This is a genomic window from Streptomyces sp. NPDC100445 (genome assembly GCF_044759735.1).
In the GTDB taxonomy this organism is placed as follows: Bacteria; Actinomycetota; Actinomycetes; order Streptomycetales; family Streptomycetaceae; genus Streptomyces.
On record NZ_JBIVZV010000003.1, the window covers coordinates 212,701 to 238,995 of the forward strand.

The 26,295-nt window shown below is 72.5% G+C and carries 24 protein-coding genes and 2 tRNA genes; 10 read left to right on the top strand and 16 right to left on the bottom strand.

Going from position 1 to position 26,295, the window contains the following annotated elements; all coding sequences use genetic code 11:
- Nucleotides 1-13 precede the first annotated feature (13 nt).
- Complete coding sequence (locus ACIQVT_RS09945; RefSeq protein WP_403750202.1) at nt 14-976, top strand: GlxA family transcriptional regulator; 963 nt, start codon at nt 14-16, stop codon at nt 974-976.
- Nucleotides 977-997: 21 nt separating this feature from the next.
- On the opposite strand, the gene ACIQVT_RS09950 is transcribed toward ACIQVT_RS09945, so the two are convergent.
- The 10 genes from ACIQVT_RS09950 to ACIQVT_RS09995 all read right to left on the bottom strand — a co-directional run bounded on the left by ACIQVT_RS09950 (nt 998) and on the right by ACIQVT_RS09995 (nt 10,954).
- A complete protein-coding gene (locus tag ACIQVT_RS09950; protein WP_403750205.1) occupies nt 998-2,368 on the bottom strand; it encodes a cytochrome P450 in 1,371 nt (456 codons plus the stop codon).
- On the bottom strand, nt 2,365-3,450 hold the full coding sequence (gene cyc1 / locus ACIQVT_RS09955; RefSeq protein ID WP_403750208.1) for an epi-isozizaene synthase: 1,086 nt from the start codon (nt 3,448-3,450) through the stop codon (nt 2,365-2,367). The genes ACIQVT_RS09950 and cyc1 overlap by 4 nt, the downstream gene beginning before the upstream one ends.
- 288 nt (nt 3,451-3,738) lie before the next feature.
- The gene (gene def / locus ACIQVT_RS09960; RefSeq protein WP_403750211.1) at nt 3,739-4,389 is read right to left on the bottom strand and encodes a peptide deformylase; all 651 of its coding nucleotides are present in this window, start codon (nt 4,387-4,389) and stop codon (nt 3,739-3,741) included.
- 65 nt (nt 4,390-4,454) lie between these two features.
- Nucleotides 4,455-5,435, bottom strand: coding sequence for a tetratricopeptide repeat protein (locus ACIQVT_RS09965; protein WP_403750213.1), 981 nt, complete (start codon nt 5,433-5,435; stop codon nt 4,455-4,457).
- A 99-nt stretch (nt 5,436-5,534) separates the two neighbouring features.
- Nucleotides 5,535-6,827: a metal-dependent phosphohydrolase gene (locus ACIQVT_RS09970; protein WP_403750215.1), complete on the bottom strand. Its 1,293-nt coding sequence runs from the start codon at nt 6,825-6,827 to the stop codon at nt 5,535-5,537.
- Nucleotides 6,824-8,128 carry an HD-GYP domain-containing protein gene (locus tag ACIQVT_RS09975; protein ID WP_403750217.1) on the bottom strand — a complete coding sequence of 435 codons (1,305 nt, stop codon included), beginning with the start codon at nt 8,126-8,128 and terminating at the stop codon, nt 6,824-6,826. The genes ACIQVT_RS09970 and ACIQVT_RS09975 overlap by 4 nt, the downstream gene beginning before the upstream one ends.
- 110 nt (nt 8,129-8,238) lie before the next feature.
- Nucleotides 8,239-8,550, bottom strand: coding sequence for a mycothiol system anti-sigma-R factor (gene rsrA, locus ACIQVT_RS09980; protein WP_403750220.1), 312 nt, complete (start codon nt 8,548-8,550; stop codon nt 8,239-8,241).
- Complete coding sequence (locus tag ACIQVT_RS09985) at nt 8,547-9,242, bottom strand: sigma-70 family RNA polymerase sigma factor (RefSeq protein ID WP_403750925.1); 696 nt, start codon at nt 9,240-9,242, stop codon at nt 8,547-8,549. Before ACIQVT_RS09985 ends, rsrA begins: the two co-directional genes overlap by 4 nt.
- A gap of 256 nt (nt 9,243-9,498) precedes the next feature.
- Nucleotides 9,499-10,137: an alpha/beta family hydrolase gene (locus tag ACIQVT_RS09990; RefSeq protein ID WP_403750221.1), complete on the bottom strand. Its 639-nt coding sequence runs from the start codon at nt 10,135-10,137 to the stop codon at nt 9,499-9,501.
- A 1-nt stretch (nt 10,138) separates the two neighbouring features.
- On the bottom strand, nt 10,139-10,954 hold the full coding sequence (locus ACIQVT_RS09995; protein WP_403750224.1) for an SOS response-associated peptidase: 816 nt from the start codon (nt 10,952-10,954) through the stop codon (nt 10,139-10,141).
- A 103-nt stretch (nt 10,955-11,057) separates the two neighbouring features.
- Here ACIQVT_RS09995 and ACIQVT_RS10000 point away from each other — a divergent pair, with 103 nt between their 5' ends.
- From ACIQVT_RS10000 to ACIQVT_RS10020, 5 genes are all read left to right on the top strand, one after another.
- Nucleotides 11,058-11,780 carry a M50 family metallopeptidase gene (locus tag ACIQVT_RS10000; RefSeq protein ID WP_403750227.1) on the top strand — a complete coding sequence of 241 codons (723 nt, stop codon included), beginning with the start codon at nt 11,058-11,060 and terminating at the stop codon, nt 11,778-11,780.
- 28 nt (nt 11,781-11,808) lie between these two features.
- Nucleotides 11,809-13,125, top strand: a complete 1,317-nt coding sequence (gene aroA / locus ACIQVT_RS10005) for a 3-phosphoshikimate 1-carboxyvinyltransferase (protein WP_403750229.1) — start codon at nt 11,809-11,811, stop codon at nt 13,123-13,125.
- Between the two features lie 11 nt (nt 13,126-13,136).
- Nucleotides 13,137-14,147 (top strand): ribosome small subunit-dependent GTPase A, encoded by a 1,011-nt coding sequence (gene rsgA / locus ACIQVT_RS10010; RefSeq protein WP_403750231.1) that lies wholly within the window; start codon nt 13,137-13,139, stop codon nt 14,145-14,147.
- Nucleotides 14,148-14,230: 83 nt separating this feature from the next.
- A complete protein-coding gene (locus tag ACIQVT_RS10015; RefSeq protein WP_403750233.1) occupies nt 14,231-14,554 on the top strand; it encodes a DMT family transporter in 324 nt (107 codons plus the stop codon).
- Nucleotides 14,555-14,570: 16 nt separating this feature from the next.
- Nucleotides 14,571-14,747 (top strand): hypothetical protein, encoded by a 177-nt coding sequence (locus tag ACIQVT_RS10020; RefSeq protein ID WP_403750236.1) that lies wholly within the window; start codon nt 14,571-14,573, stop codon nt 14,745-14,747.
- 19 nt (nt 14,748-14,766) lie between these two features.
- On the opposite strand, the gene ACIQVT_RS10025 is transcribed toward ACIQVT_RS10020, so the two are convergent.
- Nucleotides 14,767-15,372, bottom strand: coding sequence for a TetR/AcrR family transcriptional regulator (locus ACIQVT_RS10025; RefSeq protein ID WP_403750239.1), 606 nt, complete (start codon nt 15,370-15,372; stop codon nt 14,767-14,769).
- A 1,247-nt stretch (nt 15,373-16,619) separates the two neighbouring features.
- Here ACIQVT_RS10025 and hisN point away from each other — a divergent pair.
- On the top strand, nt 16,620-17,420 hold the full coding sequence (gene hisN / locus ACIQVT_RS10030) for a histidinol-phosphatase (RefSeq protein ID WP_403750242.1): 801 nt from the start codon (nt 16,620-16,622) through the stop codon (nt 17,418-17,420).
- Nucleotides 17,421-17,594: 174 nt separating this feature from the next.
- Nucleotides 17,595-17,990 carry a cyclic nucleotide-binding/CBS domain-containing protein gene (locus ACIQVT_RS10035; RefSeq protein ID WP_403750245.1) on the top strand — a complete coding sequence of 132 codons (396 nt, stop codon included), beginning with the start codon at nt 17,595-17,597 and terminating at the stop codon, nt 17,988-17,990.
- Between the two features lie 68 nt (nt 17,991-18,058).
- Here ACIQVT_RS10035 and ACIQVT_RS10040 read toward each other — a convergent pair whose 3' ends face one another.
- A complete protein-coding gene (locus tag ACIQVT_RS10040) occupies nt 18,059-19,513 on the bottom strand; it encodes a catalase (RefSeq protein WP_403750927.1) in 1,455 nt (484 codons plus the stop codon).
- Nucleotides 19,514-19,661: 148 nt separating this feature from the next.
- Between ACIQVT_RS10040 and ACIQVT_RS10045 the strand changes: the two genes are divergently transcribed.
- Entirely contained in the window at nt 19,662-20,078 is a 417-nt protein-coding gene (locus ACIQVT_RS10045) for a Fur family transcriptional regulator (protein WP_403750248.1), read from the top strand.
- 112 nt (nt 20,079-20,190) lie between these two features.
- On the opposite strand, the gene ACIQVT_RS10050 is transcribed toward ACIQVT_RS10045, so the two are convergent.
- The 4 genes from ACIQVT_RS10050 to ACIQVT_RS10065 all read right to left on the bottom strand — a co-directional run bounded on the left by ACIQVT_RS10050 (nt 20,191) and on the right by ACIQVT_RS10065 (nt 25,540).
- Nucleotides 20,191-20,264, bottom strand: a tRNA-Met gene (locus tag ACIQVT_RS10050).
- Between the two features lie 224 nt (nt 20,265-20,488).
- Nucleotides 20,489-22,300, bottom strand: coding sequence for a tetratricopeptide repeat protein (locus ACIQVT_RS10055; RefSeq protein WP_403750251.1), 1,812 nt, complete (start codon nt 22,298-22,300; stop codon nt 20,489-20,491).
- Between the two features lie 206 nt (nt 22,301-22,506).
- Nucleotides 22,507-22,580, bottom strand: a tRNA-Met gene (locus tag ACIQVT_RS10060).
- 41 nt (nt 22,581-22,621) lie between these two features.
- Nucleotides 22,622-25,540, bottom strand: coding sequence for a UPF0182 family protein (locus ACIQVT_RS10065; RefSeq protein WP_403750929.1), 2,919 nt, complete (start codon nt 25,538-25,540; stop codon nt 22,622-22,624).
- Nucleotides 25,541-25,703: 163 nt separating this feature from the next.
- Between ACIQVT_RS10065 and ACIQVT_RS10070 the strand changes: the two genes are divergently transcribed.
- Complete coding sequence (locus ACIQVT_RS10070) at nt 25,704-26,246, top strand: PPA1309 family protein (RefSeq protein ID WP_403750254.1); 543 nt, start codon at nt 25,704-25,706, stop codon at nt 26,244-26,246.
- The last annotated feature ends 49 nt before the right edge of the window (nt 26,247-26,295 follow it).

Consider the following 26,295-nt stretch of genomic DNA (forward strand, 5'->3'; position numbering starts at 1 on the left):
GCACACTGGCCGCATGCTGAAGAACGTGGCGGCCGTGCTGCTGGACGGAGTGCACCCCTTCGAGCTGGGTGTCGTGTGCGAGGTGTTCGGCATCGACCGCGGTGACGAGGGACTGCCGGTGTACGACTTCGCCGTGGTCTCCGCGGAGGGGCCCTCGCTCGGCACCCACTGCGGGTTCACCGTGTCCACCCCGTACGGGCTGGAGCGGCTGGAGGAGGCCGACCTGATCGCCGTCCCGGCCGGGCAGGCGTACACGGAGCGCGCGTTCCCGGAGGAACTGCTGGCCGCGCTGCGGCGCGCCGTCGACCGGGGTGCCCGGGTGCTCAGCGTCTGCTCCGGGGTGTTCGTGCTGGCCGCGGCGGGACTGCTGGACGGGCGGCGGTGCGCGGTGCACTGGCACCACGCCGACCAGCTCGCCCTGCGGTACCCCCGGCTCCGGGCCGAGCCGGACGTGCTCTACGTGGACGAGGACCCGGTCATCACCTCCGCCGGCACCGCCGCCGGCATCGACGCCTGTCTGCACATCGTGCGCAAGGAGCAGGGCCCGGAGGTGGCCAACAGGATCGCCCGCCGGATGGTGGTTCCCCCGCACCGGGACGGCGGCCAGGCGCAGTTCATCGAGCGTCCCCTGCCGAAGGCTCCCTGCGACACGGTCGGGGAGGTGCTGGCGTGGATGGAGGCGCACCTCGACCAGGAGGTGACCGTCGAGCAGCTCGCCGCCCGGGCCCACATGGCGCCGCGCACCTTCGCCCGGCGGTTCCAACAGGAGACGGGGACGACCCCGTACCGGTGGATCCTGCGCCAGCGCGTGCTGCTGGCCCAGGAGTTGCTGGAGGGCACGGAGGAGACCATGGACGCCGTCGCCTGGCGGACCGGGTTCGGTACGGCCGCGGCGCTGCGCCATCAGTTCGTGCGGGCGCTGGGCACGACCCCGCAGGCCTACCGGCGCGCGTTCCGGGGCCCGCGGGCCGCCTGAGCGCGCGCCGGTACCGGCGGCCTACCAGGGGATCGCCCGCAGCAGCAGGTTCTGCGGACGGAGGGTGATGCCCACCCGGGTGCTCTCGTCGGACCCCTCGGCCCGCTCGAAGCGGTACTTCGCCGAGACCGCGGCGGTGATCAGGGTCAGCTGGGTCATGGAGAAGTGGTCGCTCGGGCACTTGCGGTTGCCCACGCTGAACGGGCTCATGGCGTACTTCGGTACCTCGCCGGCGCGCTCCGGCAGCCAACGGTCGGGGTCGAAGTCGAGGTGGCGGGCGTAGGAACGGCCGTCGCGCTGGATGGCGTACGGGCTGTAGACGATGTCCGCCCCGGCCGGAATGCGATAGCCACCGAGTTCGGTGTCCGTCACCGCGCGGCGGGTCAGAATCCATACGGCGGGCCGAAGTCGCATGGCCTCGACGACGACATTGTTGGTGTGCCCGAGGGCACGCACGTGCTCCAATGCGACCGGCCGGCCGCCGGTCACGGATTCCACCTCGGCCCGGACCCGCTCGGCGTGTTCCGGATGCGCGGCGAGGACCTGGAGCAGCCACATGACCGTGGACGCCACTGTTTCGCTGCCGGGGGTGAGGATCGCGACGACCTGGTCGTGGATCTCCTGTTCCCCGATGGGCTCGCCATTGTCATCCTTCGCCTCCAGCAATGCCGTCAGCAAATCGTCCGGCTTTTGACCGGATGCCCGTCGCTCGGCGACGATCTCGTCCACCAGCAGATGCAGATCGGCCAATGCCCGGTTGAATTCCAGGTTGGCCGGAAACGGCAGCCGGTAGAGGGGGCCCAGCGGGATCACCATCCTGCGGTACATACCGCGGAAGACGGTGGCGAGATCGGTGCTGAGCCGTTCCGCGCGCTCGTCCATGAAGTCGCCGCGCAGCAGGCAGCGGGCGGCGATGCGGACGGCGACCCGGAAGGACTCGGAGGTGCAGTCGATGGTCCCGCCGGCCTTCCAGCGCTCGGTCAGCCCGTGCGCCTCCTCCTCCATGACCGGCCCGTACCGCGGTATCGCGTCGAGCCGGAACGCGGGCTGGATGGTGCGCCGCTGGCGGCGGTGGCGGGAGCCGTTGGCGGTGGCCACGCCCTCCTTGCCGAGCAGGCCCTCCAGGGACTCCCACAGGGGGCCGGCGATGCTGAACCCGGGGTCGAGGGCGAGGGCTCCGGTGAGCGCGGGGGTGGTGACGGCGTACACGGTCTTGGGGCCGAGCCGCAGGCGCACGATGTCACCGTGGTCGCGCAGCCCGGACATGAAGGCGAGCGGGTCGCGGGCCAGTTTCGGGCCGTGTCCGAGGACCGGCACGGCGCCCGGGGCCCGGGGCGGTTCTCGCAGCGCGCCCGCTCCGGGGGAGGCGGACTGCACGGACTCCACGGTCATTGCTCACCTGCCGCTTCGTTCGACACGTACGGGGGCGTGGACCGGTCGTCCCAGTTGTCGACCATGTACCGGCCGGACTCGTGGTGGAACCAGTAGACGGAGCTGAACCAGTTGCGCATGGCGTCGACGCAGGTGCGCACGGCGGTGCCGAGTTCCCTGCCGCGGACGGTGCCGTCGTCGATGTCGTGGGCGAGCCGTAACGCGTCCCGTTCGACTGCGAGGAATTCACCGACGCACGTCTCGACGCGTCTCCTCATCTCGTCGACCGCTTCTTCGAGGGTCAGTCCCTCATGGGTGATGAGGCTGATGCCGAGATTGTGGACCTCGTCGCCCGCTATTTCCTTCGGCAGCGAACACAGGTCGTTGTACCAGGCGGCGAACTCCTGACTGAGAAGGGCCGCCCGGCGATATGCGGGGTGCTTTCTCACGGCGTCCGGGAGTTCGCAACCGGCGCCGGGTTCGAGAAGGTCCGTCCATATCCGGTGGGCGAAGGTCAGGCGGCGCAGGGCGAGGTATTCCTCGACGCCCGGCACATACCCTTCGGTGCGGTTACGGAATTCGCGGTCATAGGCCTCGATCACCGCGTGGAAGTGCCGGGCGAACCGCAGGTTCCAGGTGCGCGGCAGGAAGCCGTACAGCCGCAGCACGCTGTCGGCGAAACCCGCGACCAGAGGGTCCGGGTGGTGCAGGTGGTGCCTGGGCGAGTCCAGGGCGGCGTGCAGCCGGTGTCTCAGCCGCCGCCAGTCGCCGGCCCGGCCGTGCACGATGTCGCGGTCGTGGCGGTCGTCCCAGACGAAGAACCACGCGCTGTAGTCGGCTATGGCCTGGAGGACCTCGTCGGCCGCGCCGGTGTAGTAGCCGGCCATGAGGTCCGTGTAGCACAGTCCGTCGGCATATTCATGGACCTTGTCCACCGGCATGAGCCGCTTTTCCAGCAGCCAGCGGCGCGTGTTCTCCTGGAGTCGCGGCCAATACGGGTGCAGCCGCCGGGGAAAGGCGGTCTCGATCACCGGGAGCGCCAGTGAGGGCGGGACCGCGACCGCCGTCCGGGTCGCTGTGGTGCTGCGCGGGAAAGCCTGCACGTACAAACCCCTTCCAGCCGCCAGGAGCGCACGCCCCCTGTTGTGCCGGGCGTGCGCCGTTGCGTATCCCCGTACTTCTATTCAGCACCACAACTGACCGCCGTGGGAACGGATTTGCTCCATTCACTACCCCAAGGTGCTGAGAATCCCCCTTGTGTGACTGATTAAGGATCACCATCGGGCGGCAGGGGATCGGGTGTACGACGCACGCGCGAGCGAGGGGCGGCGGCAACACGAAGGCGCCCGGCCGGGAGTGATCCCGGCCGGGCGCCATCCGCCGTGCGGCGGTCAGTCGTTGGCGACCACGGGGTAGCGCGGTTCGTTCTCGGCCATCTGCCGCAGCGCGTCCTTGCGGTCGCGCTTCGACAGCCGGTCGATGTACAGGTAGCCGTAGAGGTGGTCGGTCTCGTGCTGCAAACAGCGCGCGAAGTAGCCGGTGCCGCGGACCTTGACCGGGTTGCCCCGCTCGTCCTGGCCGGTCACCTCGGCGTAGTCCGGCCGGGCGAGCGCCGCGTAGGCCGCCGGCACCGACAGGCAGCCCTCGTTGCTGTCGTCCAGACGGCGCCGCTCGGCGGGCAGGTCGACCAGCTTCGGGTTGCAGATCACACCGACGTGCCGGACCCCCTCGTCGTCCTGGCAGTCGTAGACGAAGACCTTCCGTCCGACACCGATCTGGTTGGCGGCCAGGCCCACGCCCTCGGCGGTGCGCTGGCTGGCGAACATGTCGGCGACCAGCCCCTGGAGCTCCTCACCGAACTCGGTGACGTCCTCGCACTCCTTGTGCAGCACGGGGTTGCCGACGACCGTGATCGGCCGCGAGGTGCCGCGCTCGCGCCACGTCCGCTCACGCTCCTCGCAGTCCTCCGTGTCGACGACGTACCCCTCGTCGTCGACGGGGAGCACGCCCGCGTGCTGCTGATCGGTGTCCTGCTGCGCCATGACCGACGTACGCCTTCCTCAAAGAATCAGGGGGAGATACTGCTGATACAGGGTACGGCGAGCGGTCAGCAGACCTCTTCCAGATCCCGCCAGTCCCGCGAGTCCGGGCTGTCCGCCACCCATCCGTCCAGCAGCCCGCGCACGAGCGAGGCCGGTGCCGCGACCCCGCACTCCCGCTCCGGCACCCACAGCTGCCCGTCGGTGCGGTGCCCCAGCGGCCCCGGGTGGCCCGGCTCGCTGTGGTCGTGCGGGTCCAGGTGCACCCCGTCGCCCTCGTCGGACGGCATCCGCGACTCCGAGCACGTGCGGCACAGCAGCCGCACCGACGACGACCAGTCCTCCGCGGCGAACCCGGCGTCGGCGGCCAGCTGCTCCAGCGCGTCCCGGTCCGCCTCGGTGGCCGCCTCCAGCAGGACCACCCAGGTGGGCACGGGCGACGGCGCCCACAGCTCGATCTCGTCGAACACCGGGTAGGTGTGGCCGGCGGACGTCGTGCGCTCGCCGTGCGGGACGCCGTCGTGCAGCACGACCTCGCCCCAGCGCCGCCCGGACGAGGGCAGCGGGATGGACAGCACCTCCATCCGCGCCGGGTCCAGCCGGCGGCCCCACACCACCTCGGCCTCGCCCTCCGGGGACAGCCGCACGGCCGCGCTGCCCAGCTCCATGCCGAGCGGCTCACCGGGGACGGCGGCACCGCCGGGCACCTTCAGCCCGTACGCCTGCCAGGCGCGGCGGGCCAGCGGCCAGTCCTGGAGGGCGGTCGCGGCGATCCCCACGTTCCACCAGTCGGGAGCGCCGGACTCCCGGTCGAGCAGGGCCACGGCGCGCAGACCGGCGGCCCGGGCCTGCTCCCAGTCGTGCCGGAACTTGTGCAGCAGGGCCAGGTTGAACCAGGACTCCGCCAGCCAGGGCTCCAGGTCGGCGGCGCGTGTCAACAGCTCGCCCGCGTCCTCGTACCGGCCGTCACCGATGAGTGTGAACGCGCGGTCGGTGGCCTGCCGCCAGGAGGCGGAGGGCCGGTGCCGTGCCTTGCCGAAGATCCTCACGATTCCCGCCTGCCAGTTCCATTTCCCGCTGTGGGCTGGCTTGTGCCCCCGGACACCCTCTCCCTCGCATCCAACCACGTACGGCGGGAGAGTCGCTCATTACCCATGGGTTACCCAGCCGGGAGCGGGGTCAGACAGTTCCGTCCGTCTCGCTGTGCCGGGGGGCGGGACGGGCGCGGGCCGGCCGCGGGACCGGGCCAGGACCCGGGCGAGCGACTCCACGACCTCGGGAGCGTAGTCGCCGGCGGTGCCCAGCCGCAGTTCCTCCAGCGCGCGCAGCGGACCCTCGGGGCCGGCGTCGCGGGCCTTCTCCTCGTAGGCGTTCACGGCCCGCACGACCCGGGCGGCGAGCGGCTGCTCCGGGCAGGGATCGGCCTGCCGCTCCACGACGACGGCGACGGCCGCGGCCACGCCGGTCTGCCGGACCACGGCCCCGCCCAGCAGGGCGATGCGCCGCTGCTCGGCGGCGGGCAGGGCGGCGGTGGCGCCCGCCGGGACCGGGTCGACCAGGCTGAGCTGGCCGATGTCATGCATGAGCGCCGCGTACTCCAGGACGGTCAGCTCGGGTCCGGTCAGACCGAGGTCACGGCCGACGGCGAGGCTGAGCGCGGCGACCCGGTGGGCGTGCCCGGCGGGGGTGCAGCCGGCGATCTCGGTGGCGCGGGCGAGGGAGGCGATGGTCTGCCGGTAGGTGGCGCGCACGGCCGCGTACCGGCGCAGGGACACCTGGACGAGGAGCAGCGGCAGGCAGAACACCGGCAGCGCCCAGAGCCCGGCGACGGCGACCCCGAGCGCGATCACCGCGCCGGTGGCGCAGACCGCGGAGCCGATGCCCAGCAGCCCGCGCAGTTCCTCGCGCAGCAGCGGGCCGAACGGCCAGCCGGTGCGGCAGTGGGCGAGCGTGGCGGCCAGGACCGCCCCGCACAGGGAGGTGAGGGCGAGCAGGGTGAGCAGCAGCAGCGGGTAGGCGGGGCCGGTCCAGGAGGCGAAGACCCGGTTGTCGCAAGGGGGCTGGAAGCAGACGGCGGCGAAGCCGACGGTCAGGACGCGGCGGGCCAGGTGGTCGGTGGTCGGGGTGGCGCCGGACCAGATGTGCGGGACGGCACCGAGCAGGGCGGCGACGAGGACCACGGTGACCACCTGGGCCGCCCCGTGCTGGACGGGCCGCCCGGCGTCGGTGCCCAGCAGGGCGTACGACAGGGAGCCGGCGGCACCCAGGGGCGCGGCCTGGCGCGCCCGGGAGTCGCTCCACCGGGTCAGCTCGCCGACGGCGACGAGGGTGCCGAAGGCGAGCGCGACGCCCCGGTCCTCCAGGCCGTTCCACAGGGTCGCGGCGAGGGAGCCGGCCGCGAGGAGGGCCGCGGCACCGTGGATGAGCCGCAGGGGGCTCACCGGGCCGCCCCGGTGCGCGGGGCCGGCCCGGCCGGTGCGGTGCCGTACGGGGGTTCGTCGGCGGTGACGGTGGGCCGCCAGCCGCAGCGGCGCACGGCGCGGACGAGGGCGCCGACCACCCGGGGGTCGAAGTGGGCGCCCGCGCAGCGCTCCAGCTCGGTGACGGCCGCCTCGACCGGCCGGGCCCTGCGGTAGGACCGGGTGGAGGTCATCGCGTCGAAGGCGTCGGCTACGGCGACGATCCGGGCGCACTCGGGGATCCGGTCGCCGGCCAGCCCATAGGGGTAACCGCTGCCGTCGAGGCGTTCGTGGTGGTGGAGGATGGCCGCGCGGGCCTCGCCGAGGAAGGAGATCCCGCGGACCATCTCGTGGCCGTACTCGGGGTGCAGCTCGATGATCCGGCGTTCCTCGGGGGTGAGCGGTCCATCCTTGCGCAGCAGCCGGGTGGGCACGCCGAGTTTGCCGACGTCGTGGAGGATGCCGGCGAAGCGCAGCGTCTCGACGCGGTCCTCGTCCATGCCGAGTTCGCGGGCGATCAGCACGGAGGCCTGGCCGACGCGTTCGCTGTGGCCGCGGGTGTAGCCGTCCTTGATGTCGACGGCCTGGACGAGGGCACGGATGGTGGCCTGGTGGGCCGCGCGTTCGCGGTGGTACTGGGCGAACACCCAGCACGAGACGCACATCGGGAGCAGGACGAGCAGCGCGGCGGCCGGGCCGTAGGGGCTGCGCCAGAGCACGGCCATCATCAGTCCGGCCAGGCCGTGCACGGCGACCGGCGCCAGGGAGCGGGCCAGCAGTCCGCGCCAGGCGCGCCGCGGCGGCGCCAGCCCGGCCGCCGCCCGCAGCCCGCCGTCGAGGAGGGTGAGGACGAGGCAGAAGGCGAGGACGGCGGCGCCGGCGGGCAGCAGGGCGTAGGGGAAGTCGGAGCAGGTGACGGCGTCCCGGCCGCCGAGCGCGCCGTGCGCCCGCGCTGCGCTCCACACGGCCAACACGGGCCGCGCGGCTCGCCACACGCGCCGGGACAGGGCGGCCCGGTCTCCGGCCGGGGGCAGCAGGAGAGCGGGCAGCGGGACGAGCGCGGCGGCCGCGGGGGGCAGCAGGAAGGCGCCGGCGAGGAGAACGGGGTAGAAGGTGCCGCCGAGACGCCGGTGCACGACGTGCTCGCAGGCCGCGTAGAGCGCGGCGAGCAGGGCCGGTGCCCACCAGTGCACGGGGGTGCCCGGCGGGCGCAGCAGGCAGGGGGCGGCGAGCAGGGCGACGCCGGTCACGTAGCCGCGCGCCCTCGCCGGTACCGCGTCCATCACGCCCCTCCCCGACCCTGCCCGTCGTGGCTGGGAGCCTAGGGCGGGGGTCGGGAGTGCGGGACCTATGACCTGAGGATTAGCACGTTCGGGTGATACGACTCGGCGTGTCAGGATTCCTGGGGCGCCGTCGGGGTCCGGGCCACGTCGTGGCCGGGGACGGTCCGGCCGGAGCGGATCAGGTCGATCCGCCCCATGACCTTGGCGCGCAGGTCGGCGGGCACGTCGTCATGGCCGCAGCACCGCTTGACCAGCTTCTTCACGGCCTGCTCCAGGCCGTACTTCTCCAGGCACGGCGAGCATTCCTCGAAGTGGTGCTGGAACTTGTCGCGGTCGACGTCCGGCATCTCGCTGTCCAGGAACTCGTACAGGTGGTCCAGGACCTCACGGCAGTCCGTCTCGTGCGGATCTCCGCAGCTCATGAGCCCGAGCCTTTCGCTTCGTTCGACTCTCCGGCACCGGCCGGGACCAAGCCCCGCTCACGGGCGTAGTCCTCCAGCATGCCGCGCAGCTGGCGGCGCCCCCGGTGCAGCCGGGACATCACCGTTCCGATGGGTGTCCCCATGATGTCCGCGATCTCCTTGTAGGCAAACCCCTCGACGTCCGCGAGATACACCGCGATGCGGAACTCCTCGGGGATCGCCTGGAGCGCCGACTTCACGTCCGAGTCGGGCAGGTGGTCGAGCGCCTGCGACTCGGCGGAGCGCAGACCCGTCGACATGTGCGACTCGGCGCGGGCGAGCTGCCAGTCCTCGATCTCCTCGGCGGCGGAGCGCTGGGGCTCGCGCTGCTTCTTGCGGTAGGAGTTGATGAAGGTGTTGGTGAGGATGCGGTAGAGCCACGCCTTGAGGTTGGTGCCCTCGCGGAACTGGTGGAAGGACGCGTACGCCTTCGCGTACGTCTCCTGCACCAGGTCCTCGGCGTCGGCCGGGTTGCGCGTCATGCGCAGCGCGGCCGAGTACATCTGGTCGAGGAACTCGAGCGCGTCCCGCTCGAAGCGCGCACTGCGCTCCACGGTCGTCTCACCGGACGCCTCCGCGCTGACGCCCTGGCCCTCGGGCGGCTCCGCCTGGCCGTTGTCGGTCCCTGCGTCGGTCCCAGTGACCGGACCCACCTCCTCGAAGTCCCGGGCGGGACCAGAACCGGTCCCACTCGTTTCGGAGGATAGAACACGACCCGTGCCTGCCGCCGCTCGAATAGGAGCGGTCCTGGCCGCGTGCAGCACCGTCCAGTCCAGGTCGGTGCGGCCGCTGCGGCCCGGGCAGATGGTCGAACCCATGCGGCGGACTTCCTTTCCCACGACATCGGTGCCGAGGCGTCAGCACTTCTGTCCGCCTCAACAGCGGCCGTTCGCGCCGCATTCCCTGGCGTCACCCCAGTGACAGGGCCCACTCCGCGACGCGGGCGCCGATGAGGTCCAGGGCCTGGTCCTGGGTGAGGTCCGCGCCGCGGGGTACCGCGAGGCCGTGGTCGGCCCGGTCGACCTCCACCAGGGCGAAGTCGCCCGCCGGGAACTCCGCCGGCCTGCCGAAGGGGTCGTTGCCGCCCTGCACGACCAGCGTGGGCACGCCGGTGCCCAGCAGTTCCGCCGCGCGGGAGCGCTCGGGGCGGCCCGGCGGGTGCAGCGGGAAGCTCAGCGCGAGCACGGCGTGCGCGCCCAGCTCCCCGGCCGTGCGGCAGGCGACGCGGGCGCCGGCGCTGCGCCCGCCGGAGATCACCGGCAGGCCGGGCCGGATGAGCGCCGGCCACACCCCGCGCCATCCGGTGTCCAGGGTCTTCGGCGCGGGTGCGACCTTCTTGCCGGCGACCCGCCAGGGCTGTTCGACGAGGGCGACCGTGACGCCCCGCGCGGGCAGGGTGCGGGCGAGTACGCGCAGGTCACGGGCGTCGATGCCGCCGCCCGCGCCGTGGCCGGCGGCCAGCACCAGGCGGGCCGCGGGGGCCGGGTGCCAGGTGACGCGGGCGGGTCCGGCGTCCGTGTCGACGGTCTCGACGGTGTGGGTGCTCACGTCAGAAGAGTGTGCCCTCTTCGGGTGCCTCCAGCTCCTTCAGCAGCTCCGCGCCGTTGTTGCGGACGTTGCTGACGGCGGTGGAGACCGGGTAGGCGCGCATCAGGCCGGGCGGGGGCGGGGCCAGCAGCGCGCGCAGCTCCTCGGGGTCGGTGCGGGAGGGGTCGAGCCAGGCGTCCCAGCGGTCCGGGGTGAGCATCAGCGGCATCCGGGGGTGGATGTCGGCGAGGGAGCGCGGGCCCTCGGCGGGGGCGACGGCCAACGGGTCCCGCTCCGCCTCGGTGGTGATCACCGAGCAGGTGACCCACCAGGCCGACGGGTGGTCGTCGGGCAGCGTCCGGTCGCGCCAGAACTCGTACAGGCCGGCCATCGCGAACACCGAGCCGTCGGCGGGGAGCACGAAGTACGGCTGCTTGCGCGGGCGCTTCTTGCGGCCCTCCACCTCCAGCTCGCGCTCCTGGCTGCCGGTGACCCACTCGTAGTAGCCGTCGGCGGGCAGGATGCAGCGGCGGGCGGCGAAGGCGCGCCGGTAGGCGGGCTTCTCGTGCACGGTCTCGGCCCGGGCGTTGATCATCCGGGCGGCGCCCTCGGGTGTCTTCGCCCACGACGGGACCAGGCCCCACCGCAGTCTGCGCAGCTGACGAACCGGGCGCGGGGATTCCGCGTCCTTCAGGGGGCGGTCCAGGACGGCGTGGACCTCCTTGGTGGGGGCCACGTTGTAGTCCGGCTCCAGGGTCTCCTCGGGATCCCAGCGTTCGACCCCGAAGACTCCCGCGAGATCCTCGGGCCCACGACTCGATGCATACCGTCCGCACATACGTGCCACACTGCCAGGCCGACCCGCCCCCCGACCACCACCCCGCCGCGCCGGCGCCCGCGCCGGCCGCCGTCGACCACCAGGACAGGAGCCACTCGGACACATGGAGAGCCTCGCCGCCACCGCGCTGCCCGGCCTCTGGGGCCGGCTCACCGGCACCCAGCCCGATCCCGACCTGTGGGTGGTGCTGGCCACCCTGGGCGCGGCCCTCGCCGTCGTCGTCCCGCACCCGGTGTGGCGGGTGTCCCGCAACGCGGTCACCATCGCGCACGAGGGCGGCCACGGCCTGGTGGCGCTGCTCACCGGCCGGCAGCTCACCGGCATCCGGCTGCACTCCGACACCAGCGGGCTCACCCTCAGCCGGGGCAAGCCCTACGGGCTGGGCATGATCCTCACGGCGGCCGCCGGGTACACAGCGCCCTCCCTGCTGGGGCTCGGCGGGGCCGCGCTGCTGGCCACGGGCCGCATAACGCTGCTGCTGTGGGTGGCCACGGCCCTGCTGGTGGCGATGCTGGTGATGATCCGCAACGCCTACGGCGTGCTCACCGTGGTGCTGGCCGGGGGCGCGTTCCTGCTGGTGTCCTGGCTGGCGGGGCCGCAGGTGCAGGCGGCGTTCGCGTACGCGGTGGTGTGGTTCCTGCTGGCCGGCGGGGTACGGCCGCCGTTCGAGCTCCAGACCAAGCGGTCGCGGGGCGGTGCGGGCGACTCGGACGCGGACCAGCTGTCGCGGCTGACGCACGTACCGGCGGGACTGTGGCTGTTCCTGTTCCACGCGGTGTCCCTGTCCTCGCTGATCGGCGGGGGACGCTGGCTGCTGGAAGGTTGACGCCGGGCCCTGCTTATAAAGTGGCCCCATGGCCCCGAATCCCGCTCCCACCGCCCTCTGGCCCGCCCCGCTCGCGAGCGGGGCCGTCGACGCCACGGTCCATGTGCCGGGGTCCAAGTCGGTGACCAACCGCGCCCTGGTCCTCGCAGCCCTGGCCTCCGAGCCCGGCTGGCTGCGCCGCCCGCTGCGCTCGCGGGACACCCTGCTGATGGCCGGTGCGCTGCGCGCCATGGGCGTGGAGATCGAGGAGGGTGTGGGCCCCGACGGCACCGGTGAGGCCTGGCGGGTGCTCCCCACCGGCCTGCGCGGTCCGGCCACGGTCGACGTCGGTAACGCGGGCACGGTGATGCGGTTCCTGCCGCCGGTGGCCGCGCTGGCCGACGGCCCGATCCGGTTCGACGGCGACCCACGCTCCTACGAGCGTCCCCTGCACGGGGTGATCGACGCCCTGCGCGCGCTCGGTGCCCGGATCGACGACGACGGCCGGGGCGCGCTGCCGCTGACCGTGCACGGCGGGGGCGCCCTGGACGGCGGCCCGGTCTCGGTCGACGCCTCATCGTCCTCCCAGTTCGTCTCGGCGCTGCTGCTGTCCGGGCCGCGCTTCAACCAGGGCGTCGAGGTTCGGCACACCGGTGCCACCCTGCCGTCGGTGCCGCACATCCGGATGACGGTCGACATGCTGCGCGCGGTGGGCGCCCAGGTGGACACCCCGGAGTCCGGCGGTGAGCCCGATGTGTGGCGGGTGACGCCGGGGGCGCTGCTCGGCCGGGACCTCACCGTCGAGCCCGACCTGTCCAACGCGCAGCCGTTCCTGGCGGCGGCCCTGGTCACCGGCGGCAAGGTGCTGATCCCGGACTGGCCGGCCCGCACCACCCAGCCGGGCGACCGGCTGCGGGAGATCTTCACCGAGATGGGCGGCTCCTGCGAACTTACCGACTTCGGGCTGGTGTTCACCGGTTCGGGCGCGGTCCACGGCATCGACGTGGACCTGGGTGACGTGGGCGAGCTGACCCCGGGCATCGCGGCGGTCGCGGCGCTCGCCGACTCGCCGTCCACCCTGCGGGGCGTGGCCCACCTGCGGCTGCACGAGACGGACCGGCTGGCCGCGCTCACCAAGGAGATCAACGAACTCGGTGGTGACGTCACGGAGACCGCCGACGGCCTGCACATCCGCCCGCGCCCGCTGCACGGCGGGGTGTTCCACACCTACGAGGACCACCGCATGGCGACGGCCGGCGCGGTCATCGGCCTGGCCGTGGAGGGGGTGCGGATCGAGAACGTGGCGACGACCGCGAAGACCCTCCCGGACTTCCCCGAGTTGTGGACCGGGATGCTCGGGCAGTAGGGACGTACAGCATGCGCCGCTATGGCAAGCACACCGACGAGGACGACATCCGCAGCCGCCCCAACCGCAAGGGCAACCGGCCGCGGACCCACATCCGGCCCAAACACGAGGACGCCGCCGAGGGCATGGTCCTCACCGTCGACCGCGGACGGCTGACCTGCCTGGTCGACGACCGGGTCGTGCTGGCGATGAAGGCCCGCGAACTGGGTCGCAAGGCCGCCGTCGTCGGCGACCAGGTGGCCCTGGTGGGTGACCTGTCGGGGAAGAAGGACACCCTCGCGCGGATCGTGCGGATCGCGGGGCGCACGTCGGTGCTGCGCCGCACGGCCGACGACGACGACCCCTACGAGCGGGTGGTCGTCGCCAACGCCGACCAACTGGCGATCGTGACCGCGCTGGCCGACCCCGAGCCCCGCCCCCGGCTGATCGACCGCTGTCTGGTCGCGGCCTTCGACGGCGGCCTGACCCCGCTGCTGGTGCTGACCAAGTCGGACCTGGCCCCGCCGGACGGGCTGCTGGAGCTGTACGGCGACCTGGACATCCCCTACGTCGTCACCAGCCGCGAGGAGCTGTGGAACGGCGACGCGGCGGACCGGGTGCGCGCCCACCTGGACGGCAAGATCACCGCATTCGTGGGGCACTCGGGCGTCGGCAAGACGACGCTGGTCAACGCGCTGGTCCCGGAGGACCGGCGGCGTACGACGGGACACGTCAACGCGGTGACGGGACGCGGCCGGCACACCACGACGTCCGCCCTCGCCCTGCCGCTGAGCGGCGCGGACGGCTGGGTCGTCGACACCCCGGGCATCCGCTCCTTCGGGCTCGCGCACATCGATCCCTCGCGGGTGATCCTCGCCTTCCCCGACCTCGTCCCCGGCACGGAGGGCTGCCCGCGCGCGTGCAGCCACGACGAACCGGACTGCGCGCTCGACGCGTGGGTCGAGGAGGGGCACGCGGACCCGGCACGGCTGTACTCACTGCGCCGGCTGCTGTCCACGCGGGAGGCCACGGAGGACGACTGAGCACCGCGTTGTGCGCCGGGTGGGCGGCCGGTGAGTGCATAATCACACCGAGCCGGAGATCCGGACCAACGGGAGGACCGCACATGGCGTGGCTGCTGGTCATAGTGGCCGGTTTTCTGGAGACCGGCTTCGCCGTGTGCCTGAAGCTCTCCCACGGGTTCACCCGGCTGTGGCCGACGATCGCCTTCGCCTCCTTCGCCCTGGGCAGCTTCGGCCTGCTGACCCTGTCCCTGAAGAAGCTGGACGTCGGCCCCGCGTACGCCGTGTGGACCGGCATCGGCGCGGCGGGCACCGCCGTCTACGGCATGGTCTTCCTCGGCGACCTGGTGTCCACCCTGAAGATCGTCTCGATCAGCCTGGTCATCCTCGGCGTCATCGGCCTCCAGCTGTCGGGGTCGGCGCACTAGGCATCAGGGGGCGGACATGGGCCCGCAGAAGCCGCCGCCGGCCCGGGCTCTTCTCGGCTGTGGGCCCTCGGCCACTCCGTCCCCCTCCACCAGCCGCCCCCAGGTCCTCGCCGTCCGCTCCGGCCTCGCGAACTACGGGGCGAACGGTCTCGCCGACGTCGACTGCACGAAGGTGGGCCGGCTGAAGAAGTGACGGCACCGGCGGCCCGCCCTCACCCCAGGTGCCGCGGCAGCACCGCCCGGACCAGCTCGGCCATGCCGCCCTCCCCCGGCGGGGCCGCCACACAGGACAGCGCCAGGCGCACCACCAGCTCGCAGACGAGCAGCAGCTCGGCGGTGTCGGCCGGGGAGACACCGGGACCGGCCAGCACGCTCACCGCGCGGTCCCGGACCAGCCGCACGAAGTCACGGGGCGCCGGCAGCGGCCCGTCCGCCCGGCGCCGCGCCGGCACGGTGGTGGACGAGGGGACGGGGGCGGACGGCGGGACGGGCAGCCGCTCCGTCCAGCAGCCGGTGAGCAGCGCCCGCACCAGGGTGTTCTCCCGCGCCGCGGCGGCCGTCCACTCGGCGGTGGCGGTGAGCCGCTCGAACGGCCCGGCGGCGCTGCCGAGCGCCCGCTCCACACCGGCCAGGTAGCCGTCGGCCGCCCGCCGCACCAGCGCCCGGGCCAGCCCGTCCTTGCCGCCGAACTCGTTGTACAGGGTCTGCCGGGACACCCCGGCCGAGACGGCCACGTCGACCATCCGCACCGCGGACCACGGCCGGCGCGCGAGCGCCGCGTAGGCGGCGTCGAGCAGGGACTCCCGGGCAGCAGGCATCCTCGCCTCCCTGACGCACAGTCGCTGAACCCAGATTTGACGCCCCCTCAGACCCTGTCAAGCCCCGCCCCCACCGGAGGGCCAGGCTTCAGCCGCGAAGCACCGGCCCGCCCGACGGGGACGGGACGACGGGACTCGGCCGGGGGGGCGGCGGGGTCGGGGGCGGGATGACGGGAGTCGGCCGAGGACGGTGAGGACCGGGAACGGGACGTCGGGACCCGGCCGGTGACGGCGAGGGCCCGGAGGGACGGGCTCGGCCGCGGAATCGGCGAGAGCCGGGACGGGTCGCCGGGAACTCCGCCGCGGGAACGACACAGGCCGGGGCGGCGAGGACCCGGAGGTCCGGGCTCGACCGCGGAATCGGCGAGAGCCGGGACGGGTCGCCGGGAGCTCCGCCGCGGGAACGACGCAGGCCGGAGGTGGCGGTGATTCGCCGCAAGCGGCCGGGGCCGGGAGGCGGGCTTCGGCGCGAGGCGGCGGAGCCCGCCTCCCAGCTCGGCCGCGGGATCGGCGAGAGCCGGGGCGGGTCGCCCGGAGCTCCACCGGGGGAACGACGCAGGTCCGGGGGCGGCGGCGATCCGCCGCAAGCGGCCGGGCCGGCCGCGGAATCGGCGCGAGCCGGGGCGGGTCGCCGGGAGCTCCGCCGCGGGAACGACACAGGCCGGGGGTGGCGGTGATCCGCCGCAAGCGGCCGGGGCCGGGAGGCGGGCTTCGGCGCGAGGCGGCGGAGCGCGGGACGCGCTTCGGCCGCCGGGCGGCGGGCGGCGGGCGGCGGGCGGAGCGGTGGACCTCGGCCAACGGGCGTCGCGGTCGGGGCGAGGCACCGTCACCGGCCGGCGGAGCCGGAAAGCAGACGGCAGCCGCGGGACGGCGGAGCCGGGAAGCGGGGCACGGTCACCGGGACGGCAGTACCAGGGTGCCCACCGCAGGTGGGGGCACCACGACCGCAGGGGTGGCGGAGCCTGGGGGTGAGGTACGGCCGAGCTGGTGGGCCGTGCGCCACCGGGACGGTGACCCCGGGAAGCCCACCACCGCCGCCGGGGCGGTGGCACGGCCGGGCGCCGGGTCCGCTCACCGGAACGGCCGGTAAGGACGCCTGCCGCGGCCGGCGGTGCGGCGGGACCGGGCGCCGGGTGTCACCCGTGCGGCTCGGGTGGGCGCGGCATCCGGCCGCACCCGGGCGGCGCGACCGTGTCGCCGAAGTCCCTGGTGGCCCCCGCGCCCACCCGGCAGCTACCGTTCGTCACATGCCGGACTATCTCGACGACCTCGGACTCGCCCACGTCCTCGCGGACGCGGCCGACGCCGCCACCACGGCCCGATTCAAGGCTCTCGACCTCAAGGTGGAGACGAAGCCCGACATGACCCCGGTGAGCGAAGCCGACAAGGAGGCGGAGGAAGTCATCCGCAGCCGGCTCGCGCGCGCCCGCCCGAGGGACGCCGTCCTCGGCGAGGAGTACGGCGTCGAGGGCACCGGCCCCCGCCGCTGGGTGGTGGACCCCATCGACGGGACCAAGAACTACATCCGGGGTGTCCCGGTGTGGGCGACACTCATCGCCCTGATGGAGGCGGGTGAGGGCGGCTACGAGCCGGTCGTCGGCCTCGTCTCCGCCCCCGCCCTCGGCCGCCGCTGGTGGGCCGCGAAGGGCCACGGCGCCTTCACCGGCCGCAGCCTCACCTCCGCTTCCCGTATCCACGTCTCCCGGGTCGGCGGGCTGGCGGACGCCTCGTTCGCGTACTCCTCGCTGACCGGCTGGGAGGAGCAGGGCCGTCTGGGCGGCTTCCTGGACCTCACCCGCCAGGTGTGGCGCACGCGCGCGTACGGCGACTTCTGGCCGTACATGATGGTCGCCGAGGGCTCCGTCGACATGTGCGCCGAGCCGGAGCTGTCCCTGTGGGACATGGCCGCCACCGCGGTCATCGTGACGGAGGCGGGCGGTTCCTTCACCGGCCTCGACGGCCGGCCGGGCCCGCACAGCGGCAACGCGGCGGCGTCCAACGGCCTGCTCCACGACGAGCTGCTGGGGTATCTCGCGGAGCGCTCCTGACACACGGGTAAAGCGCGCGCACGCCGTCGAAGGGCGTCGCGCGCCCCCTTGTTGACCCTCCCTTTGCCTGGCACTCTGGGTCCACCCCCACTTGTGAACTTGTGCAGCGCCGTACGGGCGCCATCGGTGCCGGGCGTGACAACAGGCGGGGAACCCTCAGGAGGTGGCCCCTTCATGCTCGTCCGTGACGCCATGAGCACGGTGATTCTCACCCTCGGCCCCGCCCACACCCTCCGCCAGGCAGCAGTCCTGATGTCGGCGCGCCGCATAGGCGCGGCCGTGGTCCTCGACCCGGACGCCGGCGGCGTCGGCATCCTCACCGAACGCGACATCCTGAACTCCGTCGGTCTCGGCCAGGACCCGGACACCGAACGGATCCACGCCCACACCACCACCGACGTCGTCTTCGCCACCCCCACCTGGACACTGGAGGAGGCGGCCCGCGCCATGGCCCACGGCGGGTTCCGGCACCTGGTCGTCCTGGACCAGGGCGAGGTGGCCGGCATCGTCTCGGTGCGCGACATCATCCGTTGCTGGGTGCCGGACCTAGAGCCCGCCCCGGCACGCTGAGCACGCGAAGCGGGCCGGACCCCGAGCACCTGGGGTCCGGCCCGCTCCGGCCGCGAGGGGCGGCCGGTTCAGCCGCGCAGTGCCTGCACCGCGGCGTCCAGCCGCTTGCCGAAGTCGGCGTCGGCGTTGCGGAAGTTGCCGATGGCGCGGTCGGCGATGTCCTGGCGCGAGACCTGGGAGATCGCGCCGGCCAGGTTGGCGACCAGGCGCTCCTTCTCCTCCTCCGTCATCAGCCGGTAGAGGTTGCCAGCCTGCACGAAGTCGTTGTCCTCGGCGTGCACCGGCGTGGGGTGGTCACCGGTGCCGGCGCTGAAGCCGTCGAACGGCTGCCACAGCGGGCGGCCGGTCTGCTGCGGCCCGCCGAAGCTGTTGGGCTCGTAGTTCTTCGCACCGCCGTGCCGGCCGTCGTACAGCTGGCCGTCACGGGAGTTGGTGCGCGCCTCGGTGGCGTGCGGACGGTTCACCGGCAGGTGGTCGGCGTTGATGCCGACGCGGTAGCGGTGGGCGTCGCCGTACGCGAACAGCCGGCCCTGGAGCATCTTGTCGGGCGAGGGGCCGATGCCCGGCACGAAGTGCGCCGGGGAGAAGATCGACTGCTCGACCTCGGCGAAGACGTTCCGCGGGTTGCGGTTGAGCTCCAGCCGGCCGATCTCGATGACCGGGTAGTCCGCGTGCGGCCACACCTTGGTCAGGTCGAACGGGTTGAAGCGGTAGGTCGCCGCGTCCGCCGCGGGCATGATCTGCACGCCCACGGTCCAGCTGGGGAACTCGCCGCGCTCGATCGCCTCCCGCAGGTCGCGCTGGTGGGAGTCGGGGTCACGGCCCGCGAGGACCTCCGCCTCCCCGGCGGTGAGGGTCTTGATCCCCTGGTCGGTCTTGAAGTGGTACTTGACCCAGAAGACCTCGCCGGCCTCGTTGTTCCACTGGAAGGTGTGCGAGCCGAAGCCGTCCATGTGACGGTACGACGCCGGGATGCCCCGGTCGCCGAACAGCCAGGTCACCTGGTGCGTGGACTCCGGCGACAGGCTCCAGAAGTCCCAGACGTTGTCCGGCTCCTGGCTGCCCGTGTACGGGTCGCGCTTCTGGGTGTGGATGAAGTCGGGGAACTTGATCGCGTCCCGGATGAAGAACACCGGGGTGTTGTTGCCGACGAGGTCGTAGTTGCCCTCCTCGGTGTAGAACTTCAGCGAGAAGCCGCGGGGGTCGCGGACGGCGTCCGGCGCGCCGAGGTTTCCGGCCACGGTCGAGAACCGCAGGAAGACCTCGGTCTCCTTGCCTACCTCGGAGAGGAAGGCGGCCCGGGTGTACGGCGTGACGTCGGCGGTCACCGTGAAGGTGCCGTAGGCGCCGGCGCCGCGGGCGTGCACCACGCGCTCCGGGATGCGCTCCCGGTTGAAGTGCGCGAGCTTCTCCAGCAGCAGCTGGTCCTGGACGAGGACCGGCCCGCCGACGCCCGCCGTCTCGCTGTTCTGGTTGTCGGCGACCGGGGCGCCGGCCTCCGTGGTGAGCGGTCCCTGCGTCACGTGCGCCTCCTGCTGCGTCATCTCTGACTCGTCCTGTCCTGTAACCAAAGCCAGGCTCGATCCTACAATGGACTTTGTCTAAGTCAAGCGGTGTTCCAAAGTCACACCTATTCCCGACCTGGTCCGGTTTCCTGTTAGGCTGGTGGCCATGAGCGACCTACTGGAACGGCTGCGTGGACGCGGATGGCGGATGACCTCGCAGCGACGCGTGGTGGCCGAGGTCCTGAACGGCGAGCACGTCCATCTGACGGCCGACGAGGTCCACGCCCGGGCCGTCGCGAAGCTGCCCGAGATCTCCCGGGCGACCGTGTACAACACGCTGGGCGAGCTGGTCAGCCTCGGCGAGGTGCTGGAAGTCACGACGGACAAGCGCGCCAAGCGGTACGACCCGAACGCGCACCAGCCGCACCATCACCTGGTCTGCGCCCGGTGCGGCTCGATCCGTGACGTCCACCCGACGGGCAACCCGCTCGCCGACCTCCCCGACTCCGAGCGCTTCGGCTTCACGGTGTCGGACGTCGAGGTGACGTACCGGGGCCTGTGCCCCCAGTGCTCCGGCATCTGACGAGACGATCCCGAGCAGCCCCGGTGCCCGCACGGGCACCGGGGCTTCTCGTCCGTCCGGGAAAACACCGAGGGCCGGAACCCATTTCTGGATTCCGGCCCTCGGCTGGCAGTAGCGGGGACAGGATTTGAACCTGCGACCTCTGGGTTATGAGCCCAGCGAGCTACCGAGCTGCTCCACCCCGCGTCGATGAATATGACACTACGCGACCCGACCCCCACGAGGCAAATCCCTCCCCGCGAACCCCTCGGGACACCTCCCGCCACCGGCGCCCGGCGCTCCCCCGAGATGTACGGGTGCCGGTGCCGGGGGGAGGCACCAGCGCCCGCGACCGCACCAAGACTGGCGGACGTACGCGCGGCACACCACGGGCGCTCCCCGCCCGCCCCCTGCCCAACCGGGGCGGCGCGTCAGGCGGAGAGTTCCTCCCTCAGGGCGTCCCGCAGCCGGCCCGCCCGTTCGGCGACCTCTGTCGGCCCCAGGGCGACGGCCCGGTCGGCCCACTTCTGGCCCTCCGCCAGCTCCCCGCGACGCGCGTAGACAAGGGCCAGCCGAAGGGCCGCCCGTCCGTGCCCGGCGTTCGCGGCGCGGGTCCACCAGACCGCGGCCTCCGGCTCGCTGCCCTCGCGGGCGAGCAGCAGCCCGAGGTTGAACGCGCCGTTGCGCGACCCGGCCTCGGCCGCCGCCCGGTACCACCGCGCCGCCTCCACGACATCGCCCCGTGCCGCCGCGAGCATGCCGACCCGCACCTGCGCCCGCCGGTGCCCCTGGGACGCCGCGCGCTCGTACCACTCCTCGCACTCGGTCTTCTCGTGGACGATCTCCCCCAGCTCGTGCGCGGGCTCCAGCGGCCGACGCGCGTCGAGCAGGGCGGCCAGCCGGTACGCGCCCTCCGCGCTGCCGCCGCCCGCCGCGCAGCGCAGGTGCCGCTCGGCCTCCTGCTCGTCCCCGTCGCGCAGCCGGGCGATGCCGACCTGGAGCGCGGCCTCGGCGTGACCGGCGGCGGCCGCGCGCTCGTACCAGCGCAGCGCCATGACGTCCTCGTCGCGCCCGGCGTAGAGGATGCCGAGGTTGAACGCGGCGTCGACGCTGCCGGCCTCGGCGGCCTTGGAGAACCACGGTTCGGCCCCGGTCGTGTCGCCGCCGCGCAGCAGCAGGATGGCGAGGGCGTTCGCGGCCTCCCGGTGACCGGCGTAGGCGGCCCGCCGGTACCACTGCTCGGCCTGCGCGGTCCGTCCCTGTTCGGCGCAGAGGAGCCCCAGGTTGTACGCGCCGTTGTCGTCGCCGGCGTCCAGCGCGGCCCGGTACCAGCGTTCCGCGGTCTGGGTCTCGCCGCGTTCGGCGTGCAGCGCGCCGAGCGCGTTGGCGGCGTTGCCGTCGCCGTCCTGGGCGGCGCGCAGCCACCACACGGCGGCGCTGTCGGTGTCCCCGGCGTCCCGCAGCAGGAAGCCGAGCGCGCAGGCGGCCTGCGGTTCACCGTCCTTGGCCGAGGTCAGGTACCAGCGCCCGGCCTCCTTGAGGTCCCCGCGCTTCTCCAGGATCGCTCCGAGGTGCAACGCGGCCCGCCGGTGGCCGCGCGCGGCGGCCTGCCGGTACCACTGCTCGGCCTCCGCGACAGCGTTGTCGGCGGCCCCCTCCTCGCCGTGCCCGGCCGTACGGTCCAGCGCGCGCGCCAGCCGGTAGGCGGCCTCCCGGTGCCCGCGTTCCGCGGCGGCGCGCATCCAGTGCGCGGCGCCGATGTCCCCGCGGTGCTCCAGCAGGTCGGCGAGGGCGTAGGCCCCGAGGACGTGGCCCTGTTCGGCGGACTGGCGCAGCCAGTACTCGGCGGCCGGTTCGTCGCCGCGCTCGCGGTGGTGGCGGCCGAGGGCGTGCGCGGCGGCCGCGGAGCCGGCCACGGCGGCGATCCGCCACCAGCCGGCGGCCTCGTCGGCGTAGCCGCGCTGGTGCAGCAGGACGCCCAGGTTGTTGGCGGCGGCGCGGTCACCGGTCGCGGTGGCGGCGCGCAGGTGGGGTTCGGCCGCGTCGAGGTCGCCGCGGCGCAGCAGCATGGCTCCGAGGACGCTGGAGGCCTCGGCGTCGCCGTTCTGCGCGGCGAGCGCGAGGCGGGTCTCCTCCGCGGCTTCCCCCATGTCGCCCAGCTCGTCGCGGGCCGGTTCAGCACCGGAAGGCTGCACAAATCGCCCTGTCTCGAACAGAGTTCCCTTGTCCCCCATAACGTCCATCGTCGCACCACCCGCAACCTGGGTACACCCGGTATACCGCAACCCGTAAGGTCACTTCAGCGTTTTGTCGACATGCCCACAGGGAGACAAGTCAAACACATACCGCCCAACTCCCCACGGCGGCGCGGCGGTTTCTCTGCCCCCGTATCCGGGTTCACACACCACGAAGGCCCGGATCCCTGATGGGATCCGGGCCTTCGATGCAGTAGCGGGGACAGGATTTGAACCTGCGACCTCTGGGTTATGAGCCCAGCGAGCTACCGAGCTGCTCCACCCCGCGCCGTTGCAGGTCAACCGTACCACGGCGCGGGGGTCGCTCGATCAGCCGCCGTTCTTGCCGTTCTTCTCGCCGCTGCTCCCGCCGTTCTTGCCGTTGTCACCGGCGGCCTTGGACTGTGCCTCCTCGGCCCGCTTCAGCGCGTCCCTCAGATCCTTCTGCGCTGTGGCGTACGCCCCCCAGTCCGGTCCGTCCTTCAGTGCCTGCTGTCCGGCGTCGAAGGCCTTCTGGGCGTCCTGGAGCGCCTGCTTCACGGTGGGGTCGGCGGTGTCGGGCGGGTTGGCGGTACCGGTGTCCGGCGGCCTGCTGCCCGTACTCTTCGCGCCGAAGACCTTGTCGAGCGCCCCCTGGAGCGTGTTCTCGAAGGCGGTCCGGCCCTCGTAGGTGACCAGCACCTTGCGCAGCAGCGGGTACTTCAGTCCGTTGCCGCGCACGTAGACGGGCTCCACGTAGAGCAGGCCGCCGTCGAGCGGCACGGTCAGCAGGTTGCCGTACTCGATGTCGGAGTCGCCACCCTTGAGGAGTTTGATCGCGGCGGCGATGTCCTGCTGGGAGTTGAACTGGCTCTGCACCTGTTTGGGGCCGTCGACGGTCGTGCTGGTCGGCAGTTTCAGCAGTCGGATCTTGCCGTACTCGCTGCTGCCCGCCTCCGCGTCGACCGACATGAACGCGCTGAGGTTGTACCGGCCGTTGGGCGTGAACGTCGTGGACAGCGAGAACGCCTGCCGGCTCTGGTCGGGCATCCTCATGCTCAGGTAGTACGGCGGCACCGCGTTGCCCGACTTGTTGGTCGGATCGTCGGGTACCTGCCACACCTCACTGCCGGTGAGGAACGTCTGCGCGTCCGTCACGTGGTAGCGGGTGAGCAGCTCGCGCTGCACCTTGAACAGGTCCTGCGGGTAGCGCAGGTGGTGCAGCAGATCCTGGGAGATGGCGCCCTTGGGCTTCACCGTGCCGGGGAAGGCCTTCATCCAGGTCTTCAGGACGGGGTCCTTGGTGTCCCACTCGTAGAGCTTGACGTCGCCGGTGTACGCGTCGACGGTCGCCTTCACCGAGTTGCGGATGTAGTTGACCTGGTTCTGCTGGGCCACCACCGCGCGCGAGTTGTTCGTCGCGGTCAGCGAGTCGGCCGTCGTGTCACCGAGGGTCGTACGGGAGGCGTACGGATAGCCGTTCGTCGTGGTGTACGCGTCGACGATCCACTGGATGTGGTGGTTGACGACCGCCGGGTAGGCGTCGCCGTCGATGGTCAGCCAGGGGGCGACCGCCTCGACCCGCTCCTTGGGGGTGCGGTTGTACAGGATCCGCGAACCCTTGCCGATGGCGCCCGAGTAGAGGATCTGCGGCTCGTTGAACGCCACCGCGTACGCGGCCCGGTTCACCGGGTTGTCGAGGTTGACCCCGCTGCCGCCCCGGTAACTGGTCGTCTTCTCCCCGTCGTTGTCGGAGTAGTCGATCTCCTTCTGGGGACCGCCGACGATGGAGTAGGCGGTGGTCTTCTCGCCGTAGTAGACCCGCTGCTGGTAGGTCCCTAGATCGCCCCGGGACGGGAGGTCGTGCTCGGTGAAGACCGGTTCGCCGTTACTGTTCGCCTCGGTGCCCTTGGCGGCGACCACGCCGTAGCCGTGCGTGTAGCGGAAGTGGTCGTTGATCCAGTTGTTCTTGGGGACACCGTCGAGGTTCAGTTCACGCAGTCCGAGGACGGTGTCCTGCTCCTTGCCGTCCTTGGTGGGGTACCGGTCGACGTCCAGGTTGGTCGGGAACCCGTAGTAGTTCTTCATCTGCTGGAGGACCTGGAACGTCGGCGAGACGATGTTCGGGTCCAGGATGCGGATGCTGGCCGCGTCGTTGGCGTCGTCGCGCAGCTCGGTCTTGTCCTGGGTGGTGGACGTGCCCGGGTACTCGGTGACCTTGGTGTCGTCGATGTCGTACGCCTCGCGGGTCGCCTTCAGGTTCTTCTGGACGTACGGCGCCTCCTTGGCCTGCTCGTTCGGCTGGACCTGGAACTTCTGCACGATCGCCGGGTACAGCCCGCCGATCAGGATCGCCGACAGGACCATCAGGCCGAACCCGATGACCGGCAGCTGCCAGGTGCGCCGCCACAGGGTGGCGAAGAACAGCAGCGCGCAGATGACGGCGATGCAGAACAAGATCGTCTTGGCCGGCAGGTAGGCGTTGGCGTCGACGTAGCGCAGACCTGTCCAGTTGTCCGTCGCCTTGAAGTCGCTGGACTTCACGGCGAGGCCGTACCGGTCGAGCCAGTAGGCCACCGCCTTCAGCGCCACGAAGATGCCGAGCAGCACCGACAGGTGCCCGGTCGCGGCGGCGGTGGCCCGCGTACCCGGGCTGGTGACCCGCAGCCCGCCGTACAGGTAGTGGGTCAGCGCGGCGGCGATCAGGCACAGGATGGCGGCGGCGAAGCCGAAGCCCAGCAGGAACCGGTACCAGGGCAGGTCGAAGGCGTAGAAGGAGACGTCGAGGTGGAACTGCGGGTCCTTCTGGTGGAAGGGCACGCCGTTGACCCACATCAGCCACGTCCGCCACTGGCCCGCCGCGGACGCGCCGGCGATCAGCCCGACGAGCGCGGTCACCGCGAGCAGCAGCCACGTCTTGTACGGCGCGATGCCCATCCGGTAGCGGTCGAGGCTCTGCTGCTCCATGGACATGGCGCTGAGCGGGGGCCGCAGCCGGTGCGCGAGCCAGATGTTCACCCCGACCGCGACCGCCATCAGCAGACCGAAGACGAAGAACAGCCCGATCTTCGTCCACAGGGTGGTGGTGAACACGGACGAGTAGTGCACCGACCGGTACCACAGCCAGTCCGTCCAGAAACCCGCGAACATGGTGAACGCCATGCCGAGGACGGCGAGGACGCCCAGGGTCATGAGGAGGGTCCGGACACGCCGGGACGGGCGGCCCGCTCTCATCCGCGGCCCCGTCGGGCCTCCGCCGCGGTCGGGCATCTGGAATGCCAAGGTGCGCACCTCGAAGTCGCTGTCGATCCGTCAGGCCCCCGTGATCGCGGGCCCTCCGTGGCCCCCCGTGATCGTGGGCCCACACCTATGCAACTTACTCACGGCTTACTCGGTTCCCGATTCCGGCCGGGAACGAGGCAGGATTGTGACCATGTCCAACACTCCCATGGCAGCGAGCCCGCTGACCCGGGCCGTACTCGAGATCGACGAGTACGCCTCCGGCCTCGGCTGGGACCAGCCCGCCCGCCTCTTCGCCCTCGTCGACACCGCACGGCTGCGGGTTCAGGAACCGACGCTCGCGGCCCAGCTGGGCCTCCAGGACGAGCCCGAGACCACCGGTCTCACCCCGATCGAGCAGGACGAGATCCCGTCCGGCAAGCCGCTGGACGAGTTCCTCGGCACCATCGCCTGGCCCGACGCCGTCGTCGGCTGCGCGCTCACGGTGGAGCGGCTGATGCTGCCGCCGTCCGCGGAGGCCCAGGTCCCCTCCGGCCTGGACGAGGCCGGGCTGACCAGGTGGGTGGCCCAGCACCCGGAGCGCCAGGAGGTGCGCATGACGGTGGCGGTGCTGCGCGACGGCGGCCGTGAGTCGGCGCTGCGCCTGCGCGAGAAGGACTCCCCGACGGAGGTCCTCACCGGGCCGGACCTGGTGCCGGGCCTGGCGGAGGCGCTGGTGGCGACGTTCGCGGACTGACGCCCCGCGCGCGGTACGGCGAAGGGGCGCCCGTGTGACCACGGGGCGC

Coding starts and splice junctions, on each gene's coding strand:
- hisN (WP_403750242.1), top strand. CDS start 16,620: ATGCCGGACTATCTCGACGACCTCGGACTCGCCCACGTCCTCGCGGAC.
- ACIQVT_RS09975 (WP_403750217.1), bottom strand. CDS start 8,128: ATGGACGCGGTACCGGCGAGGGCGCGCGGCTACGTGACCGGCGTCGCC.
- ACIQVT_RS10055 (WP_403750251.1), bottom strand. CDS start 22,300: ATGGACGTTATGGGGGACAAGGGAACTCTGTTCGAGACAGGGCGATTT.
- ACIQVT_RS10070 (WP_403750254.1), top strand. CDS start 25,704: ATGTCCAACACTCCCATGGCAGCGAGCCCGCTGACCCGGGCCGTACTC.
- rsrA (WP_403750220.1), bottom strand. CDS start 8,550: ATGAGCTGCGGAGATCCGCACGAGACGGACTGCCGTGAGGTCCTGGAC.
- aroA (WP_403750229.1), top strand. CDS start 11,809: ATGGCCCCGAATCCCGCTCCCACCGCCCTCTGGCCCGCCCCGCTCGCG.
- rsgA (WP_403750231.1), top strand. CDS start 13,137: ATGCGCCGCTATGGCAAGCACACCGACGAGGACGACATCCGCAGCCGC.
- def (WP_403750211.1), bottom strand. CDS start 4,389: ATGGCGCAGCAGGACACCGATCAGCAGCACGCGGGCGTGCTCCCCGTC.
- ACIQVT_RS10035 (WP_403750245.1), top strand. CDS start 17,595: ATGCTCGTCCGTGACGCCATGAGCACGGTGATTCTCACCCTCGGCCCC.
- ACIQVT_RS09950 (WP_403750205.1), bottom strand. CDS start 2,368: ATGACCGTGGAGTCCGTGCAGTCCGCCTCCCCCGGAGCGGGCGCGCTG.
- ACIQVT_RS09995 (WP_403750224.1), bottom strand. CDS start 10,954: ATGTGCGGACGGTATGCATCGAGTCGTGGGCCCGAGGATCTCGCGGGA.
- ACIQVT_RS09945 (WP_403750202.1), top strand. CDS start 14: ATGCTGAAGAACGTGGCGGCCGTGCTGCTGGACGGAGTGCACCCCTTC.
- ACIQVT_RS10025 (WP_403750239.1), bottom strand. CDS start 15,372: ATGCCTGCTGCCCGGGAGTCCCTGCTCGACGCCGCCTACGCGGCGCTC.
- ACIQVT_RS10015 (WP_403750233.1), top strand. CDS start 14,231: ATGGCGTGGCTGCTGGTCATAGTGGCCGGTTTTCTGGAGACCGGCTTC.
- ACIQVT_RS10000 (WP_403750227.1), top strand. CDS start 11,058: ATGGAGAGCCTCGCCGCCACCGCGCTGCCCGGCCTCTGGGGCCGGCTC.
- ACIQVT_RS10020 (WP_403750236.1), top strand. CDS start 14,571: ATGGGCCCGCAGAAGCCGCCGCCGGCCCGGGCTCTTCTCGGCTGTGGG.
- ACIQVT_RS10065 (WP_403750929.1), bottom strand. CDS start 25,540: ATGCCCGACCGCGGCGGAGGCCCGACGGGGCCGCGGATGAGAGCGGGC.
- ACIQVT_RS10045 (WP_403750248.1), top strand. CDS start 19,662: ATGAGCGACCTACTGGAACGGCTGCGTGGACGCGGATGGCGGATGACC.